This window comes from Brachybacterium sp. p3-SID957 (assembly GCF_025144775.1).
Lineage (GTDB): Bacteria > Actinomycetota > Actinomycetes > Actinomycetales > Dermabacteraceae > Brachybacterium > Brachybacterium epidermidis.
The window spans coordinates 1-15,983 of the sequence record NZ_JALXKT010000005.1; the positions used below are offsets into that span (position 1 = coordinate 1).

The following is a 15,983-nucleotide window of genomic DNA, read 5'->3' on the forward strand; positions in this document are numbered from 1 at the left end:
GCCGTTACGGCATCAGGCACGCACGGCGGTCACTTCTTGCCCTGGTTCGCGACGGCCTCCGCGGCGGCCTTCGCGGCGACGGGGTCGAGGTAGCGGCCGCCCTTCTGGACGGGCTGGAAATCCTCGTCGAGCTCGTAGACGAGCGGCTGGCCGGTGGGGATGTTCAGACTCGAGATCTCGTCGTCGGAGATGCCATCGAGGTACTTCACGAGCGCCCGCAGGGAGTTCCCGTGCGCGGCGATCAGCACGGTCCGACCGGCGGCCAGGTCCGGCTTGATGCCCTCCTCCCAGTAGGGGAGGAAGCGGGCGACGACGTCCTTGAGGCACTCGGACTTCGGCAGCTGATCGCCGAGATCAGCGTACTGGGGGTCCTGGTCCTGGCTGAACTCGGAGCCGAACTCGATCTCCGGCGGCGGGGTGTCGTAGGAGCGGCGCCACGCCATGAACTGCTCCTCACCGTACTTCTCGCGGATCTCGGACTTGTTCATGCCCTGCAGCGCGCCGTAGTGGCGCTCGTTCAGGCGCCAGTCGCGCTTGACGGGGATCCAGTGGCGATCCGCGGCGTCCAGCGCCAGGTTCGCGGTCATGATCGCGCGGCGCTGCAGGGAGGTGTGCACGACATCGGGGTGGATGCCGGCCTCCTTCATCAGCACGCCGCCGGCGACAGCCTCCTCGCGGCCCTTCTCGGTCAGCGGCACATCGACCCAGCCGGTGAACAGGTTCTTGGCGTTCCAGTCGCTCTCGCCGTGGCGGAGCAGTACGAGTGTGTAGGTCATGGGTACAGCGTACGTGCGCCGCGCAGGAGACGCACAGGACCGCAGGCAGGGCTCTCGTGCCCCGTGCCCTCAGGCCTCCAGCAGGATCGTCACGGGGCCGTCGTTGACCAGGCCGACCCGCATGTGCGCCCCGAAGCGCCCCTCCTGGGCGTCCACGCCGCGCTCCCGGATCGCCTCGACCACCTGCTGCACGAGCGGTTCGGCCACCGGCCCAGGCGCGGCGCCGTTCCATGAGGGGCGGCGTCCCTTGCGCACGTCGGCGTAGAGGGTGAACTGGGAGACCACCAGCACGGAGGCCCCCGCATCGAGGACGGAGCGCTCGCCATCGAGGATCCGCAGCTCGCAGATCTTCCGGGCGATCATGGCCACCTGCTCGGGGCCGTCGTCATGGGTGACGCCGATCAGCGCCAGCAGTCCCTCGCCCTCGACAGCGCCGACGACCTCGCCGTCGACCTCCACCCGGGCTCCATCCACTCGTTGCAGCACAGCTCGCATGCATCGAGCCTAGCCACCCCGGCGGCGGGGCATGGAGGTCAGCAGCGGGGCGTGGAGGCCAGCGGCGCGCAGGGGCCTCAGCCGCGCACGATGGAGTCGATCGAGCGCTCCTGGGTGGGGGAGTCGTCGCCGAGCGCGTCGTGGGCAGCTAAGGGCCGACCCGCCCCCGGGATCGCATCAGGTCCCTGTGCGGGAGGGATGGAATATGCACGGATGGGTTCCGGCCGCTGCCCCGTGGCCGCCGACGGGGGAGCAGTCCCCCCGGGAGCACGGACCCCGGTCGCGGGCCCCCGATGTGCGGGGGCCTGCTGATCGATGCGTGCCCGCTCGGCGGCGCGTGCGCGCTCCACCCACTGCTCGGCCACCCGGACGATGGCCTCGGTGGCGGCCTCCCAGGCGTTCTCCTGCTGGCGGTGCGGGCCGGTGGCGAGAGAGAGCACCACCCCGGCCGATCGCAGGGCGAGCTCGGTGGGATCGACCCTGCCCTCGAACACTCGATGCCAGTCGGTGATGGCGCCCTCCACGCGGGCTTGCATGTCCCGGTCGATGCGGCCCGTGTTGCCGTAGTCGGCCAGCACGCTCAGGTGTGCCAGCAGGCACGCCAGATCATCCGCGCGTCGGCCCGGACCCACGGTGTCGATATCGAGCAGGCCCACCACGCGCCCGTCCTCGACGAACACCTGGGCCTCGTAGAAGTCCCCGTGGACGATGTCGTGCGGGCGCATGTCCAGACGCTGCTCGAGGGCGGCCAGCCCTTCCCGGATGGAGCGGACCAGCGCGTCCAGCCGGGGTCCGAGCGCCGGCATCGAGGCGGCGACGATCCCGGCATAGAAGTCCACCGAATCGGTCCACGGGGGGCGCAGGGGCAGGGGGTACATCGAGGCGGGCAACCGGTCCACCAGCGCCACCAGGTCCTCGCCCCGGCAGGCGTCGGCGCCCTCGTCCACGACGGCGCGGGACAGTGGACGGCCTGGGAGCTCCCTCAGCACCACCAGCCCGTTGTGGTGCGCGATCACCTCCGGCACCGGGACGCCTGCTGCCAGCAGGCGCTGATGGCGATCCACGATCTCATCGCTGCGGTGCGGCTGCATCACCTTGAGGAACACCGCGTGGCCACCCTGGGAGACGCGCAGCACGGCCCGGCGCCCGGGACGGTAGGAGACGACATCGATGACCACGGGCGTGCCCGGATCGCCGAGCGACACGCCGAGGTCGCGCAGAGTGCGCACCACCACATCCGGGTAGCAGACCGACGGCAGCATGGGCAGCCACGGGTCGTGCGGGTAGCGCCAGACCCGCACGTTGATGTCCCCGTCGGTCATCACCAGGGTCTGCTCGGCTACGTAGAGGTTCTTCTCCTTCTCGCCGATGTGGGTGCTGGCGCCGAACAGCTCCTCGCGTGCGGGAGCGCCGGGACCGTCCAGCTCAGGCCACGACACCATGGTGCGGAACAGTGCTTTGGTGCTGCGACCGGGGCGGTGATCCACGTGGTCGAGCTGCCAGCCGTGCAGCACGCCACCGGAGTTGCCGACGGCCGAGCGGAGCAGGCCGCCCGCTCCGGGGCCGGTGAGCAGCTCCGCGCCGTCCTGCGTACGTGTCATGGGTTGTTTCTACCAGGTTGGGCCCCTGCCGGTGACAGCGCCTACCATGTTCGTCATGTCCGACGCTGCCGATCCGTATCGCTCCCGGAACCTGCTGGGTATCCCGGAGACCCGTTTGCCGGGTGACTTCGTCGACGTCGAGGTGGCCGCGGCGCTCGCCGATCACCAGGAGCCGCGCGACATCGCGCGCGAGCACCCTGAGTCACCGCTGGTGTGGGCCGAACTCGCCCAGGACGCGCTGAGCGACGGCGACGACATCGCCGCCTACGCCTACGCCCGCACCGGCTACCACCGCGGGCTCGATGCACTGCGTCGCGCCGGATGGCGCGGCCAGGGATCCATCCCCGCCTCGCACGCCCCCAACCGCGGCTTCCTCAAGGCGCTCGCCCTGCTCGGCGAGACCTCCCGCCGCATCGGGGACGACGCCGAGGCAGTCCGCGTCCACGAGTTCCTGCAGGACGCGGATCCGTCCCTGCTCGCCTGACCTGCCGGTCAGCCCCGGCACTGCGGTCCCGAGCCGAGAGCACCACTGCCCCGTCCCGGACCCGATTGGTAGGATCCTCGCGTTCCTCCCGACCACACCAGGAGTCGCCATGCCCGCCGTCGTGATCGTCGGAGCCCAATGGGGTGATGAGGGCAAGGGCAAGGCCACGGACCTGCTCGGTGAGAGCGTGGACTACGTGGTCAAGCCCAACGGCGGCAACAACGCCGGCCACACCGTCGTCATCCAGGGCGAGAAGTTCGAGCTGAAGCTCCTTCCCGCCGGCATCCTCACCCCGGGCGTCACCCCGGTGATCGGCAACGGCGTGGTGGTCGACCTCGAGGCGCTCACCGAGGAGATCGAGATGCTGACCGCGCGCGGGGTGGACACCTCCTCCCTGCGGATCAGCGCCAACGCGCACGTGGTGGCCCCGTACCACCGCACGCTCGACAAGGTCACCGAGCGCTTCCTGGGCAAGCGCGCCATCGGCACCACCGGGCGCGGCATCGGCCCGGCGTACATGGACAAGGTGGGCCGCCTCGGCATCCGCATACAGGACCTGTTCGACGCCTCCATCCTGCGGCAGAAGGTCGAGGGCGCCCTGCGCCAGAAGAACGCGCTGCTGGTCAAGCTGTACAACCGGCGTGAGGTGGACATCGACGAGACCACCGAGCAGCTGCTCTCCTACGCCGACATGCTGCGCCCCATGGTGGTGGACACCACCGCCCTGCTCAACGACGCCCTGGACCGCGGAGAGGTGGTGCTGATGGAGGGCGGCCAGGCCACCTTCCTGGACGTGGACTACGGCACCTACCCCTTCGTCACCAGCTCGAACCCCACCGCCGGCGGCTCATGCACCGGCTCCGGCATCGGCCCCACCCGGGTCGACGGCGTGATCGGCATCGTCAAGGCGTACACCACGCGGGTGGGCGCCGGCCCGTTCCCCACCGAGCTCGAGGACGAGTGGGGCGAGTTCCTGCAACGGGTCGGCGGCGAGGTGGGCGTCAACACCGGTCGTCCCCGCCGCTGCGGCTGGTACGACGCGCTGATGATCCGCTACGCCGTCCGTGTCAACGGCTTCACCGATCTGGTGCTCACGAAGCTCGACGTGCTCACGGGCATCGAGGAGGTGCCGATCTGCGTGGCCTACGACGTCGACGGCACCCTCCACCACGAGATGCCGATGACGCAGACCGAGTTCCACCACGCCGAGCCGGTCTACGAGACCATGCCCGGCTGGACCGAGGACATCTCCGGATGCCGCACCGTGGAGGAGCTGCCCGAGGCCGCACGCAACTACGTGAAGCGCCTCGAGGAGCTGGCCGGCTGCCGGATCAGCGCCATCGGCGTGGGCCCGGACCGCGAGGCCACCATCGCCGTGCACGACCTGCTCCCCGGCCCCCAGCACTCCACGAGCGCCTGAGATGGCCACCCGCCGCACCGACCCCGAGGCCGGGGGACGAGCCCTCGCGCAGTGGGCCACCCGTCCCGAGACCGACGGGCCCGCCCCGCGGTCCGTCCGGGCCACCGCCGTGCGACATACGCTCGCCCTGTTCGCCGAGGAGTTCCCCGGCGGTGCCGTCGAACTGCGAGTCCCGCCGTTCGCCGCCGTGCAGGCCCTCCCCGGTGCGCGCCACACCCGCGGCACCCCACCGGCCGTGGTGGAGACCGACGACGCCACCTGGCTCGCCCTGGTGGCCGGGGACCTCACATGGGCCGAGGCGACTGGGACCGGCCGCGTGCGGGCCAGCGGTGAGCGCAGCGACCTCAGCGATCATCTGCCGCTGCCCGGGGCCCGCCGCGCCGTCCGTGAGGCCCGGAGGCTCCACCAGACGGAGAGCACATGACCGTGCGCGTCGAGATCGCCGTCCAGGACGAGGCCGGTCTCGAGGTCGCAGCCCGCGCCGGGGCCCACCGCATCGAGCTGTGCGTCGACCTCGACCGCGGCGGCCTCACGCCGCCCGTCGATCTGGTGGAGCGGTGCGCGCGCCGCGCATCAGCCCTGGTCGCTGCGCAGGAGGCCCGTCCCCATTTCGACGTGCACGTGCTGATCCGCTCCCGTGCAGGCCAGGACGACTTCCTGGGCAGGCCCGAGGAGTTCGTCTACAGCGACGAGGAGATCGCGCTGATGGCACGGCAGGCGAGCGAGGTCGTCGCCGCCGGAGCTGCCGGGGTGGTGTTCGCCGCGCTCACACCCGAGGGGCGTCTCGACCTGCCCGCCATCGAGCAGGTGCGCGATGCGGCCCTCGAGGCGGCCCAGTCGGCCATGCGATCGGTCACCCTGACCGCTCACCGCGCACTGGACGCCATGCCGAGCGTCGAGCATCGCACCGAGGCCGTGACCACACTGCTGGGAGCCGGGTTCCACCGAGTGCTCAGCTCCGGCGGTGCCGCCCGCGCCCTGGACGGCGCCGCGGACCTGGCCCGGATGGTCGAGGCATCCGAGGCGCTGCTGGACGTGTGCGCCGGTGGCGGGGTCCGCCCCGCCGACATCGGGGACCTGGTGCGTCGCAGCGCCGTCACCGACGTGCACCTCTCCGCCCGGCGCCGACCCGGCAGTCTCGTCGAGCCCGACGCCCCCGACACCACCACCGACCCCGCGATCGCCGCAGCAGCGGTGGACGCCGCAGGAGCACTGTGACCCAGCACGACCCCGCCCCGCACGACGCCACCGAGCAGGACCCCGCCCCGCACGACGCCACCGAGCAGGGCCCCGCTCGGACGACGGTGTACGTGCGAGGACGCCGAACGCCCACCCTCGCCTTCTGGGTGGTGCTCGCCCTGGTGGTGCCCGCCGTGGTGGCCCTGATCGCGGCCCCCCTGCTGGGGGTGGGCGGCGCCGGTGGGATCCTCGCCTTCGCCTTCATCGCGGTGCTCAGCATCGGCGTGCCGCTGGCGGCCCTGGCCGCGCTGGTGGACCTGATCCTGGAGCGCCGTCGCAGGCGCTGATCGCCCTGGTACCGGCACCACCCCGCTGTGGCATCATGATGCGGTGGCACCACGCGGCGACGGAACCCTCTCCCACGACCTGCTCCCCGGGGAGAAGGGCCCTCAGGACGCATGCGGCGTCTTCGGGGTCTTCGCCCCCGGCGAAGAGGTCGCCAAGCTGACCTACTTCGGGCTGTACGCCCTGCAGCACCGCGGGCAGGAGTCCGCCGGGATCGCCGCCAGCGACGGCTCCCAGATCATGGTGTTCAAGGACATGGGCCTGGTCTCGCAGGTGTTCGACGAGGCGTGCCTGGAGACCCTGCAGGGGCACATCGCGATCGGCCACACCCGCTACTCGACCACCGGCGGCTCGGTGTGGTCCAACGCCCAGCCCACCCTGGGGCCGCGCCCGGAGGGCACCGTGGCGCTCGCGCACAACGGAAACCTGGTCAACACCGGTGAGCTGCTGCGCCTGCTCGAGGAGCGCGAGCACGCGCGCTCCGGAGAGATCGCGCGCGGGAACACCACCGACACCGCCCTGGTCACCGCGCTGCTGAACACCGAGGGCAGCCTGGAGAGCGCCCTGCGGGATCTGCTGCCGCTGCTGCGCGGCGCCTACTGCTTCACCCTGATGAGCGAGGACACCCTGTACGCGGCGCGGGACCCGCAGGGCATCCGCCCGCTCGTGCTGGGAAGGCTCGAACGGGGCTGGGTGGTGGCCTCCGAGACGGCCGCCCTGGACATCTGCGGCGCCAGCTTCGTGCGCGAGGTGGCGCCCGGCGAGATGATCGTCATCGACGAGCAGGGGCTGCGCAGCGAGCAGGTGCTCGAGCCGCGCCCCAAGGGCTGCGTGTTCGAGTACGTGTACCTGGCGCGCCCCGACACCAGGATCGCCGGCCGCAGCGTCAACGAGTCCCGCATCGAGATGGGGCGCCGCCTCGCCCAGGAGCACCCCGTCGAGGCGGACCTGGTGATCCCCACCCCCGAGTCCGGCACCCCCGCGGCGATCGGCTACGCCCAGGAGTCCGGCATCCCCTACGGCCAGGGGATGGTGAAGAACGCCTACGTGGGCCGCACCTTCATCCAGCCCAGCCAGACCATCCGCCAGCTCGGCATCCGCCTCAAGCTCAACCCCCTGCGCGAGGCCATCCAGGGCAAGCGTCTGGTGGTCGTGGACGACTCGATCGTGCGCGGCAACACCCAGCGCGCCGTCGTGCGCATGCTGCGCGAGGCCGGGGCGGCTGAGGTGCACGTGAGGATCTCCTCCCCACCGGTGCGGTGGCCCTGCTTCTACGGCATCGACTTCGCCACCCGTGCGGAGCTGATCGCCAACGGCCTGGGGGTGGGGGACATCGCCCGCCCCATCGGGGCCGATTCCCTCGGCTACATCTCGCAGGAAGCGATGATCGAGGCCACCGAGCAGGACAGCTCCACCCTGTGCAGCGCCTGCTTCACCGGGCAGTACCCGGTGAGGGTCACCGACGTCGAGGAGCTCGGCCAGGGCACCCTGGACCTGCACACCCAGCAGACCGTCGCAGCACGGGAGGACGCATGAACGACCAGCCGATCACCTACGCCTCCGCCGGCGTGGACACCGCTGCGGGCGACCGCGCCGTCGCCCTGATGAAGGAGGCGGTGGCCGCCACGCACGGCCCCGAGGTGCTGGGCGGGATCGGCGCCTTCGCCGGTCTGCTGGACATCAGTGCCGTCAAGGACTACGAGCGCCCGCTGCTGGCCTCCTCCACCGACGGTGTGGGCACCAAGATCGCGATCGCCCGTCAGATGGACGTGCACGACACCATCGGACGGGACCTGGTGGGCATGGTCGTGGACGACATCGTCGTGGTCGGGGCCACGCCGCTGGCGATGACCGACTACATCGCGTGCGGCAAGGTGGTGCCCGAGCGGATCGCCGACATCGTGCGCGGCATCGCGGAGGGCTGCCGCCAGGCCGAGTGCGCCCTGGTGGGCGGGGAGACCGCCGAGCACCCGGGCCTGATGGCCCCCGAGGACTACGACGTCGCCGGAGCGGCGGTCGGCGTCGTCGAGTCGGAGGACATGCTCGGTCCGGAGCGGGTGCGCGCCGGCGACGTGCTGATCGGCATGGAGTCCTCCGGTCTGCACTCCAACGGCTACTCCCTGGTGCGGGCCGTCCTGGCGGCGCAGGATCTGGACCTGGGGCAGGACGTCGACGACTTCGGTCGCACCCTGGGGGAGGAGCTGCTGGAGCCCACCCGGATCTATGCCGCCGACGTGCTGGCGATGGTCCATGACCCGCGCACCAACTCCGGTGTGCACGCCCTTAGCCACATCACCGGCGGGGGACTGGCGGCGAACCTGGCGCGCGTGCTCCCCGCGGGCACGGTTGCCCATGTGGATCGCTCCGCCTGGGAGCCTGCGCCCGTGTTCGGGCGCATCGCCGCCTGGGGCGGGGTGCCCCAGCTCGACCTCGAGGGCACGCTCAACATGGGCATCGGGATGATCGCGGTGGTGGCCCAGGAGAGCGCGCATGCCGCCATCGACGTGCTGGTCGAGCGAGGCCTGCCCGCCCAGGTGATCGGCGAGGTCATGGACGAAGGATCACTGCCGGAGCCGACGGGTCCGCTGGAGCGGCTGGTCTCCGGCGCCAAGGGCGTGGAGGGCGGCGGCGTGCTGCTGACCGGTCAGCACCCCGGGTGGGGGACCGGCACGAAGGCGTGAGCCGGGCTCTGCCGTTCCCGCAGGCAACGGCCGGAGCCCGCGGGCGGCACCCGGAACCGCAGGCGACCCTGCCCGGACATGCGACGAGGGATGACCGGGCTGGTCATCCCTCGTGCGTGGTCACGGTGCCGGCGAGTGCCGCAGCGGTGCGTCAGCGGCGGCGCGCCGACGGAGCATCCTCGTTGGCCCAGTCGTCGCTCTCGTCCGACCACGGATCGCGTGCGGAGCCGGAGTCCTCGGACGAAGCGTTCCTCTGTGCCTGCAGCTCCCGCTGAAGCGCCGAGAGGTCCGTGGGCGGACTGTAGTACTTGAGGTCCCGTGCCACCTTGGTCTGCTTGGCTTTCTGTCGGCCACGACCCATGGATCTGACCCCCTGTGCGTCGGAGTGGGCATGTCGGCCCGGAAGATGGCATTGATTCGGAACCCAAGCGTACATGCAACGCTCCGCCTGCGGCCAACGCGGCGGAGGAGACGTTGCTGACGTTCTGGCGCGACAGGGTCGCGACAGGCCGGGTGGGGATGGCGACGCGAAGTTCGGTCCAAGCGGTAAGAGACGAGGAGTTCACCGCCACCCGTCCTTCATGCGTCTGTGTTCGCGCTGGTCAGGGCGTCGGGTTATCTCACTACGGACAAGAACGCCGGTCGGCGGGCGGTGCGGGGGTCGCAATGTGCGCTCAAGCGTAAACTTATGCGCGATAGGCTCTCCCCCTGTGGAACGGCCCGTGGGCCGGCCAGCCTTCCCCCGGATACAAGCGAAAGGTCGCAAGCTCGATGTTCAGCACCGAGGAGCCTCAGACACCCGGACACGGAGGTACGGAGCTCCTGACTCCCGCCGAGGTGGCCAAGCTCTTCCACGTCGACCCCAAGACGGTAACGCGGTGGGCCCAGGCAGGGAAGCTCACCTACCGGCGCACCCTCGGCGGGCATCGCCGCTACCCCCGGGACGAGGTCATGCGGCTGCTGCAGGAGAGCGCCGACACCGAATGACCACTGATCCGGTCTTCGGGGACGGGTACGCGATGCAGCGGATCGACCTCGGTGCCGACGCCGAGGGTCCCCTCGTCGCCACCCTGGTGCATCGTCCTCCCGAACGACCGGACTCCGTCCCGATCCTGGTGGGGCACGGCTGGTCCGACTACGTGCTGGACCGTGAGCTGCTGGAGCACCTGGCAGCCCGTGGTCTGGACGTGTGGGCGCTGGATCTGCGCAAGCACGGCCGCAGCCTCCTGCCGGGGCAGACCCCGACCGAGATCGACCACCTCAACCGGTACGACGAGGAGATAGACGCGGCGCTGCGCATCATCGGCAGGGACCGCCCCCCGATCATGCTCGCCCACTCCACCGGCGGGCTCACCGCAGCGCTGTGGGCGGTGCGGCACCCCGGTACGATCCGCGCCCTCGCGCTGAACTCCCCGTGGCTGGAGATGCACCTGGGGGCGGCCGTGCGGCGTCTGCTGAGCAGGCCGGTGAGCCGCCTGGCCGGCCGCCTCAACACCCGCCCCCTGCTGCCCCAGGGGGTCGAGCACTACGCACGGTCGGTGCACCGCGACTACGGCGGTCTGTACGACTACGACCTCGCACTGAAGCCCCCGGGCGGTCATCCCTTCCCCGCCGACACCTTCGCGGCCGTGATCGACGGACAGAGCCGGCTCGAATCGGCGGGCCCTCTCGCCATCCCCGTGCTCGTGATGCACTCGGCGCGGTCCGTCTTCGGCATGGAGTTCACCGAGGCCATGCGCCGGGCCGATTCGGTGCTCGATGTGAAGGCGATGGCGGAGGCCGCAGCGCAGCTGGGGCCCGACGTGCGGATCGAGGCCATCGAGGGTGCGCGTCACGACGTGTTCCTCTCCGACGCCGACGCCCGCCACCGCGCCATCGAGGTGCTCGACGACTGGTTGGACGTGGTCCTGACCGGTCGGCATACCATGAGCGGGCGCGGGTCCAAGACCGAGCGCATCCCTCCCGTCAGCAGCTCTTCGGAAGGAGCAGGATGACCTCGGGCCCCCGTGCGCTGCGCGACCATGCGGACGCCCTGCGGCGGGCAGCTGACCGCTTCACCCTGCTGCGCTTGCGCGTCTCCAACGCGGTCCTCGAGGTCACACGCTCATCGGACCCCCGCACCCGACGTATCGGCGAGGACCTCCGCGAGCAGTGGAGCAGCGAGCAGTACGCGGAGCTGGGACGGATCGCCACCGGCCTGCGGGCCAGCGCACGTCGGCTCGACGAGCAGGCCACGGTCCTGGAGCGCTCCAGCGGGCGTCGTATGGGCGGGTACGCGGGAGCCGGGTTCCTGGGCCGGGGGGATGATGCCCGCCATCACGTGGACGAGGTGGCGCGCTTCGTGGGAGCCCAGCACTTCGCGGGCACCCAGCACGGCGCGAGCATCGGCGGCTTCCCACTGTCCCCGCAGGCCGAGGAGGGGTTCCTTCCCCATCCCTCGCACGCGGTCGGGGCGGTCACGCCGGACTACGAGGACCAGTCCGACTGACCGCCGTCGTCGCGGCGATCCCGCCGGCGACCAGTGGCACCGCTAGCGTGGTGATGGCCAGCAGCAGCATCGCCGAGGCCGACCCCGCCGCTCCCAGTCCCAGGCCCACCAGGGCTGCGGCCCCCACGGTCTCGGTGATCCCTGCGCCACCGGGGGTGAGGGGCACCAGGGACAGCACCCGGCCGAGCGCGAAGATCGCGACCGTCAGCAGCAGGTGCACGGATCCGCCCACCGCCTCGATCGCCAGCACCAGGGCGAGCCACTGCAGCACGCGCGCCAGGGCCGTCGGCCCCACCAGTGCGACGGGCCGCTCCCGCAGCAGCGTGACCAGGGCGTCGCGCTGCCCCAGCACGAACGCTGTGAAGCGATCCGCATCTTCGGACCCGGCCCCGGTGACGGTCGCGGCCGTCTCCAGCAGGCCTGCGAGAACGGGGCGGCGCAGCAGCGCGGCGGCGAGGACCAGGGCGAACACGGCACCGACCACCGCGGCCAGCGCCGCCCACAGCGCGGCACCGGGCAGATCGATCCGAGCATCGGTGACCATGCCTGCTGCGACGTAGGCGATCCCGCCCAGAAGCGGTACCAGCACCGTGGTCACCAGCATCTCCACCAGGGATGCGGCGACGATCCCGGTGATCACCACCGACAGTGCCAGTCCCGTCCGGCGCAGGATCCAACCCAGCAGCCCCGTGCCGAGCATTCCTCCGCCTGGAATGGCCAGGGCCATCGCGCTGGCGGCGGCGTGCCCCTGCAGGACGGTCCGGTACGAGGAGCCGGGCACGGCGGTGCGCACCGTCCATGCTTCGAGCGCGAGAGCGCCGAGGCCAAGCAGCAGCATCGCCGGGACGGCCCATACCGGCAGGCCCGCCAGGGAGTCGAGGATCTGGGGCCAAGAGGCGCCGGCCGCCCACGGCAGGCCCCACCACAGCAGGGCGGCGACCAGCAGCAGGGACAGCACTGCCAGCGTGATCCGCTTCCCGCTGAGCTCCGGGGGACGGTCAACGGTGAGGCCCGGGGCGACGGCCTGCCATGGCGGTGCAGATGACGGCTCGGCGACGGGGTGCGCCGAGGAAGCCGGCTCCGGGGACGGGCGGTGGTCGGCGTCGCGATCGCCAGGGTCGGGCATGCGGCGATTCTCGCACGCGGGAAGGAGACTGTTCCCAGGGGGTGGAACGTAGGATGCCGACATGTCGTTCGTATATTCGCTCCTCGTCATCGCGCACCTGCTCTGCTGGGCTGTCGCCCTGGGCACCTGGGTGGCTGCTGCCCGCACCCGTCAGCCCAGCCCCGGCATGGCCCACTCCGCTGCCGGCGCCCTCGTGTTCGGCCTGATCATCGCTGTGATCGTCTCGGTCACCGGTGATCCGAACCATATGAAGCTCGGCATCAAAGCACTGATGGCGATCATCGTCACCGTGCTGGCCTACATCGCGCACAAGAAGGGACCACAGACCCCGTCGGCCGTGTGGTTCGGCATCCCGGTGGCGATCATCATCAATGTCTTCGTGGCCGTCCTGATCTGACAGAGCTCGCAGGGGGCCGGCCCAGCAGGGCCGGGTCCCTCCTTCCCGTCGTCCGTTCGTCCACATCGGGCCCGGCAGCGTCTGCGCTGTCGGGCCCGACACCTATCCTGGAACCCTCATGAGCTCACTCTTCGACGATCTCTCCCTGCCCGATTCCTTCCGCCGTCTGGAGGGCGTGCGGGTCGACGCCGACCCTTCGCGGCGGCTGCAGGAGCCCCCCGAGGGTACGCCGGCTCCCGAGGAGCAGCCGTTCGACCAGGAGCCGCCGTTCGATGAGGCACCACCGTTCGATGAGGCACCCCCGTTCGGTGAGGAGCCGCCGTTCGATGAGGACACCGCTCCACCCGAGGGGGAGAGCGAGCCGCCGGCGGGGATCAGGGACCACGCTCGTACCCACTCCGCTGCGCCGCCGGCGCGGTCGTGGGCGGCTGATCCGTCGGCTCTGGCGGCTCTGGTCGAGGGACTGAACCCGCCGCAGCGCGAGGCCGTCGAGCACCGCGGCAGTCCGCTCCTGATCGTGGCAGGCGCCGGCTCCGGCAAGACGCGGGTGCTCACCCGCCGCATCGCCCACCTGCTGGCCTCCGGAGAGGCGATGCCCGGGGAGATCCTTGCGATCACCTTCACCAACAAGGCCGCCGCTGAGATGAAGGAGCGCGTGGCCGAGCTGGTGGGCCCGGTGGCGCGCAGCATGTGGGTCTCCACCTTCCACAGCGCCTGCGTGCGCATCCTGCGCCGCGACGCCGCAGCGGCCGGCCTGAAGAGCTCCTTCACGATCTACGACAGCGCTGACTCCCTGCGCCTGATCACCACGATCGCCAAGGATCTGGAGCTGGACACCAAGAAGAATGCGCCCAGGGCGCTGGCCTCGCGCATCTCCTCGCTCAAGAACGAGCTGGTGGACCCGATCGACTTCGCCGATCAGGCCGAGACCGCCAAGAACCCCTTCGAGAAGACCCTGGCCCGGATCTACACCAACTACACCGAGCGGCTGCGCCAGGCCAACGCCGTGGACTTCGATGACCTGATCGGACTGACCGTCACCATGCTGCGGGAGAACCCCGCGATCCGTGAGGGGTACCGCCGGCGGTTCCGCCACGTGATGGTCGATGAGTACCAGGACACCAACCCCGCCCAGTACGCGCTGGTGCGCGAGCTGGTGGGCGAGGACCCCTCGGCCGATCTGACCGTGGTGGGCGACTCGGACCAGTCCATCTACGCCTTCCGCGGCGCGACCATCCGCAACATCGTGGAGTTCGAGCAGGACTTCCCCTCCGCCCGCACCATCGTGCTGGAGCAGAACTACCGCTCCACCCAGTCCATCCTCACCGCCGCGAACGCCGTGATCGAGGAGAACCAGGGCCGCCGCAAGAAGAACCTGTGGACCGACCAGGGCGCCGGCGAGAAGATCACCCTGTACGTCGCCGATGACGAGGCCGCCGAGGCCCGCTACATCGGCCGCCAGATCGACGCCCTGGTGGACGACGGCCGCACCGCGGGGGACATCGCGATCTTCTATCGCGCCAATGCGCAGTCGCGTGCGCTGGAGGACCAGCTGATCCGCATCGGACTGCCGTATCGCGTGGTGGGCGGTACGCGGTTCTATGAGCGCCGCGAGATCAAGGACGCGATCGCGTACCTGCAGGTCCTGGCCAATCCGGCCGATGAGATCAACCTGCGCCGCATCCTGAACGTCCCCAAGCGCGGCATCGGGGACCGTGCGGAGGCGGCGATCGCGATGCTCGCGGAGCGGGAGCGGATCAGCTTCGGAGAGGCGCTGCGGCGGGCCGAGGAGGCCCCCGGGATCACCACCCGTTCGCTGAACGCGGTGCGCTCCTTCGTGGTCATGCTCGAGGAGCTGCAGGAGCTTGCCCGCACCGGGACGGGTCCGGCGGAGGTGCTCGAGGCGATCCTGCAGAAGTCCGGGTACTACGCCGAGCTCCAGGGCAGCGATGACCCGCAGGACGAGTCCCGTCTGGAGAACCTCGCCGAGCTGATCAGCGTGGCCTCCGAGTTCGAGGCGCAGATGGAGGCCGCCGACGCCGCCGCCAGCGAGTTCGAGGACGAGGAAGGCGACGACGCCACCGCGCCCGACATCCCCCAGGGTGAGGCCGTCTCTGCCGAATCGGTGCTGGTGGGCGAGGCTGAGGCACCTGCGCCTCCGGATGCTCCGGAGGGGTCCCTCATCGACCGGTTCCTGGAGAAGGTCTCCCTGGTGGCGGACGCTGACCAGATCCCCGGGGCCGAGGACCAGTTCGTCACGCTGATGACCCTGCACACCGCGAAGGGACTGGAGTTCCCGGTGGTGTTCCTGACGGGTCTGGAGGACGGCACCTTCCCGCATCAGCGCACCCTGTCCGATCCTGAGCAGCTGGAGGAGGAGCGTCGCCTGGCCTACGTGGGCATCACCCGTGCCCGGCAGAAGCTGTACCTCACCCGTGCCCAGATGCGTGCCACCTGGGGAGCGCCCCAGTTCATGCCGGCCAGCCGATTCCTCGACGAGGTGCCGGAGCAGGTGCTCGACGTGGCACGAGCGGGCTCCACGCTGGCCGGGGGAGCCGGGTACGGCGGAGGGTACGGCTCCGGTGGATACGGTTCCCGCGGCGGGGGCGGCTACGGCTTCGCTGGTGGCAGCTACGGCTCCGGCGGCGGTCGGGGTCCTGCATACAGCGGTGGCCCCGGCGGCGGCCGCAAGGACGTGACCCGGCCCAGCTTCGGCTCCGGCCGCAAGCCCACGGACGTATCCAAGATGCCGCAGCTGGCGGTGGGGGACCGCGTCACGCACGACTCCTTCGGCATGGGCACCGTCACGGAGGTTGCCGGCCAGGGTGAGAAGACCCAGGTCGAGGTGCAGTTCAGGGCGCCCCACGGGAAGAAGCGCCTGCTGCTGCGCTACGCCCCGATCACCAAGCTGTAAGGGCTCCGATCACCAAGCTGCAAGGGCCCCGACCACCCGGCCTGCGCTCTCCTTGGTGCCGGCGATCCCCGGCGGGG

The 15,983-nt window shown here is 70.9% G+C and carries 17 protein-coding genes; 12 read left to right on the plus strand and 5 right to left on the minus strand.

All coding sequences use genetic code 11. The features are described 5' to 3' along the window. Positions 1–29: 29 nt before the first annotated feature. The 3 genes from M3B01_RS01695 to M3B01_RS01705 form a co-directional block, all read right to left on the minus strand. Positions 30–776, minus strand: coding sequence for a phosphoglyceromutase (locus M3B01_RS01695; RefSeq protein ID WP_259789135.1), 747 nt, complete (start codon positions 774–776; stop codon positions 30–32). A gap of 69 nt (positions 777–845) precedes the next feature. Beyond that, the gene (gene dtd, locus M3B01_RS01700) at positions 846–1,271 is read right to left on the minus strand and encodes a D-aminoacyl-tRNA deacylase (protein ID WP_259789136.1); all 426 of its coding nucleotides are present in this window, start codon (positions 1,269–1,271) and stop codon (positions 846–848) included. Between the two features lie 77 nt (positions 1,272–1,348). Next, positions 1,349–2,872, minus strand: a complete 1,524-nt coding sequence (locus tag M3B01_RS01705; protein WP_259789137.1) for a phosphotransferase — start codon at positions 2,870–2,872, stop codon at positions 1,349–1,351. Between the two features lie 55 nt (positions 2,873–2,927). On the opposite strand from M3B01_RS01705, the gene M3B01_RS01710 reads away from it, so the two are divergent. The 7 genes from M3B01_RS01710 to purM all read left to right on the plus strand — a co-directional run bounded on the left by M3B01_RS01710 (position 2,928) and on the right by purM (position 8,981). Continuing rightward, positions 2,928–3,356: a DUF3151 domain-containing protein gene (locus M3B01_RS01710; RefSeq protein WP_193865514.1), complete on the plus strand. Its 429-nt coding sequence runs from the start codon at positions 2,928–2,930 to the stop codon at positions 3,354–3,356. A gap of 109 nt (positions 3,357–3,465) precedes the next feature. After that, positions 3,466–4,776: an adenylosuccinate synthase gene (locus tag M3B01_RS01715; RefSeq protein WP_259789138.1), complete on the plus strand. Its 1,311-nt coding sequence runs from the start codon at positions 3,466–3,468 to the stop codon at positions 4,774–4,776. A 1-nt stretch (position 4,777) separates the two neighbouring features. Then, a complete protein-coding gene (locus M3B01_RS01720) occupies positions 4,778–5,200 on the plus strand; it encodes a sterol carrier family protein (RefSeq protein WP_193865512.1) in 423 nt (140 codons plus the stop codon). After that, the gene (locus M3B01_RS01725; protein WP_259789139.1) at positions 5,197–5,994 is read left to right on the plus strand and encodes a copper homeostasis protein CutC; all 798 of its coding nucleotides are present in this window, start codon (positions 5,197–5,199) and stop codon (positions 5,992–5,994) included. The genes M3B01_RS01720 and M3B01_RS01725 overlap by 4 nt, the downstream gene beginning before the upstream one ends. Beyond that, on the plus strand, positions 5,991–6,302 hold the full coding sequence (locus tag M3B01_RS01730) for a hypothetical protein (protein WP_259789140.1): 312 nt from the start codon (positions 5,991–5,993) through the stop codon (positions 6,300–6,302). Before M3B01_RS01725 ends, M3B01_RS01730 begins: the two co-directional genes overlap by 4 nt. A gap of 43 nt (positions 6,303–6,345) precedes the next feature. Beyond that, a complete protein-coding gene (purF, locus tag M3B01_RS01735) occupies positions 6,346–7,836 on the plus strand; it encodes an amidophosphoribosyltransferase (RefSeq protein WP_259789141.1) in 1,491 nt (496 codons plus the stop codon). After that, entirely contained in the window at positions 7,833–8,981 is a 1,149-nt protein-coding gene (gene purM, locus M3B01_RS01740) for a phosphoribosylformylglycinamidine cyclo-ligase (RefSeq protein WP_259789142.1), read from the plus strand. Before purF ends, purM begins: the two co-directional genes overlap by 4 nt. Positions 8,982–9,132: 151 nt before the next feature. On the opposite strand, the gene M3B01_RS01745 is transcribed toward purM, so the two are convergent. Then, positions 9,133–9,342, minus strand: coding sequence for a DUF3073 domain-containing protein (locus M3B01_RS01745; protein ID WP_193865508.1), 210 nt, complete (start codon positions 9,340–9,342; stop codon positions 9,133–9,135). A gap of 410 nt (positions 9,343–9,752) precedes the next feature. Here M3B01_RS01745 and M3B01_RS01750 point away from each other — a divergent pair, with 410 nt between their 5' ends. From M3B01_RS01750 to M3B01_RS01760, 3 genes are read left to right on the plus strand one after another with little or no spacing between them, the layout of a single operon-like run. Continuing rightward, positions 9,753–9,968 (plus strand): BldC family transcriptional regulator, encoded by a 216-nt coding sequence (locus tag M3B01_RS01750; protein ID WP_193865507.1) that lies wholly within the window; start codon positions 9,753–9,755, stop codon positions 9,966–9,968. After that, entirely contained in the window at positions 9,965–10,975 is a 1,011-nt protein-coding gene (locus tag M3B01_RS01755; RefSeq protein ID WP_259789143.1) for an alpha/beta hydrolase, read from the plus strand. Before M3B01_RS01750 ends, M3B01_RS01755 begins: the two co-directional genes overlap by 4 nt. Then, positions 10,972–11,469: a hypothetical protein gene (locus M3B01_RS01760; RefSeq protein ID WP_259789144.1), complete on the plus strand. Its 498-nt coding sequence runs from the start codon at positions 10,972–10,974 to the stop codon at positions 11,467–11,469. The genes M3B01_RS01755 and M3B01_RS01760 overlap by 4 nt, the downstream gene beginning before the upstream one ends. Here M3B01_RS01760 and M3B01_RS01765 read toward each other — a convergent pair. Then, a complete protein-coding gene (locus tag M3B01_RS01765; RefSeq protein ID WP_259789145.1) occupies positions 11,438–12,595 on the minus strand; it encodes a lysylphosphatidylglycerol synthase domain-containing protein in 1,158 nt (385 codons plus the stop codon). The genes M3B01_RS01760 and M3B01_RS01765 overlap by 32 nt on opposite strands. Positions 12,596–12,656: 61 nt before the next feature. Between M3B01_RS01765 and M3B01_RS01770 the strand changes: the two genes are divergently transcribed. Continuing rightward, a complete protein-coding gene (locus M3B01_RS01770) occupies positions 12,657–12,992 on the plus strand; it encodes a hypothetical protein (protein ID WP_259789146.1) in 336 nt (111 codons plus the stop codon). A gap of 118 nt (positions 12,993–13,110) precedes the next feature. Further along, on the plus strand, positions 13,111–15,906 hold the full coding sequence (locus M3B01_RS01775; RefSeq protein ID WP_259789147.1) for a UvrD-helicase domain-containing protein: 2,796 nt from the start codon (positions 13,111–13,113) through the stop codon (positions 15,904–15,906). The last annotated feature ends 77 nt before the right edge of the window (positions 15,907–15,983 follow it).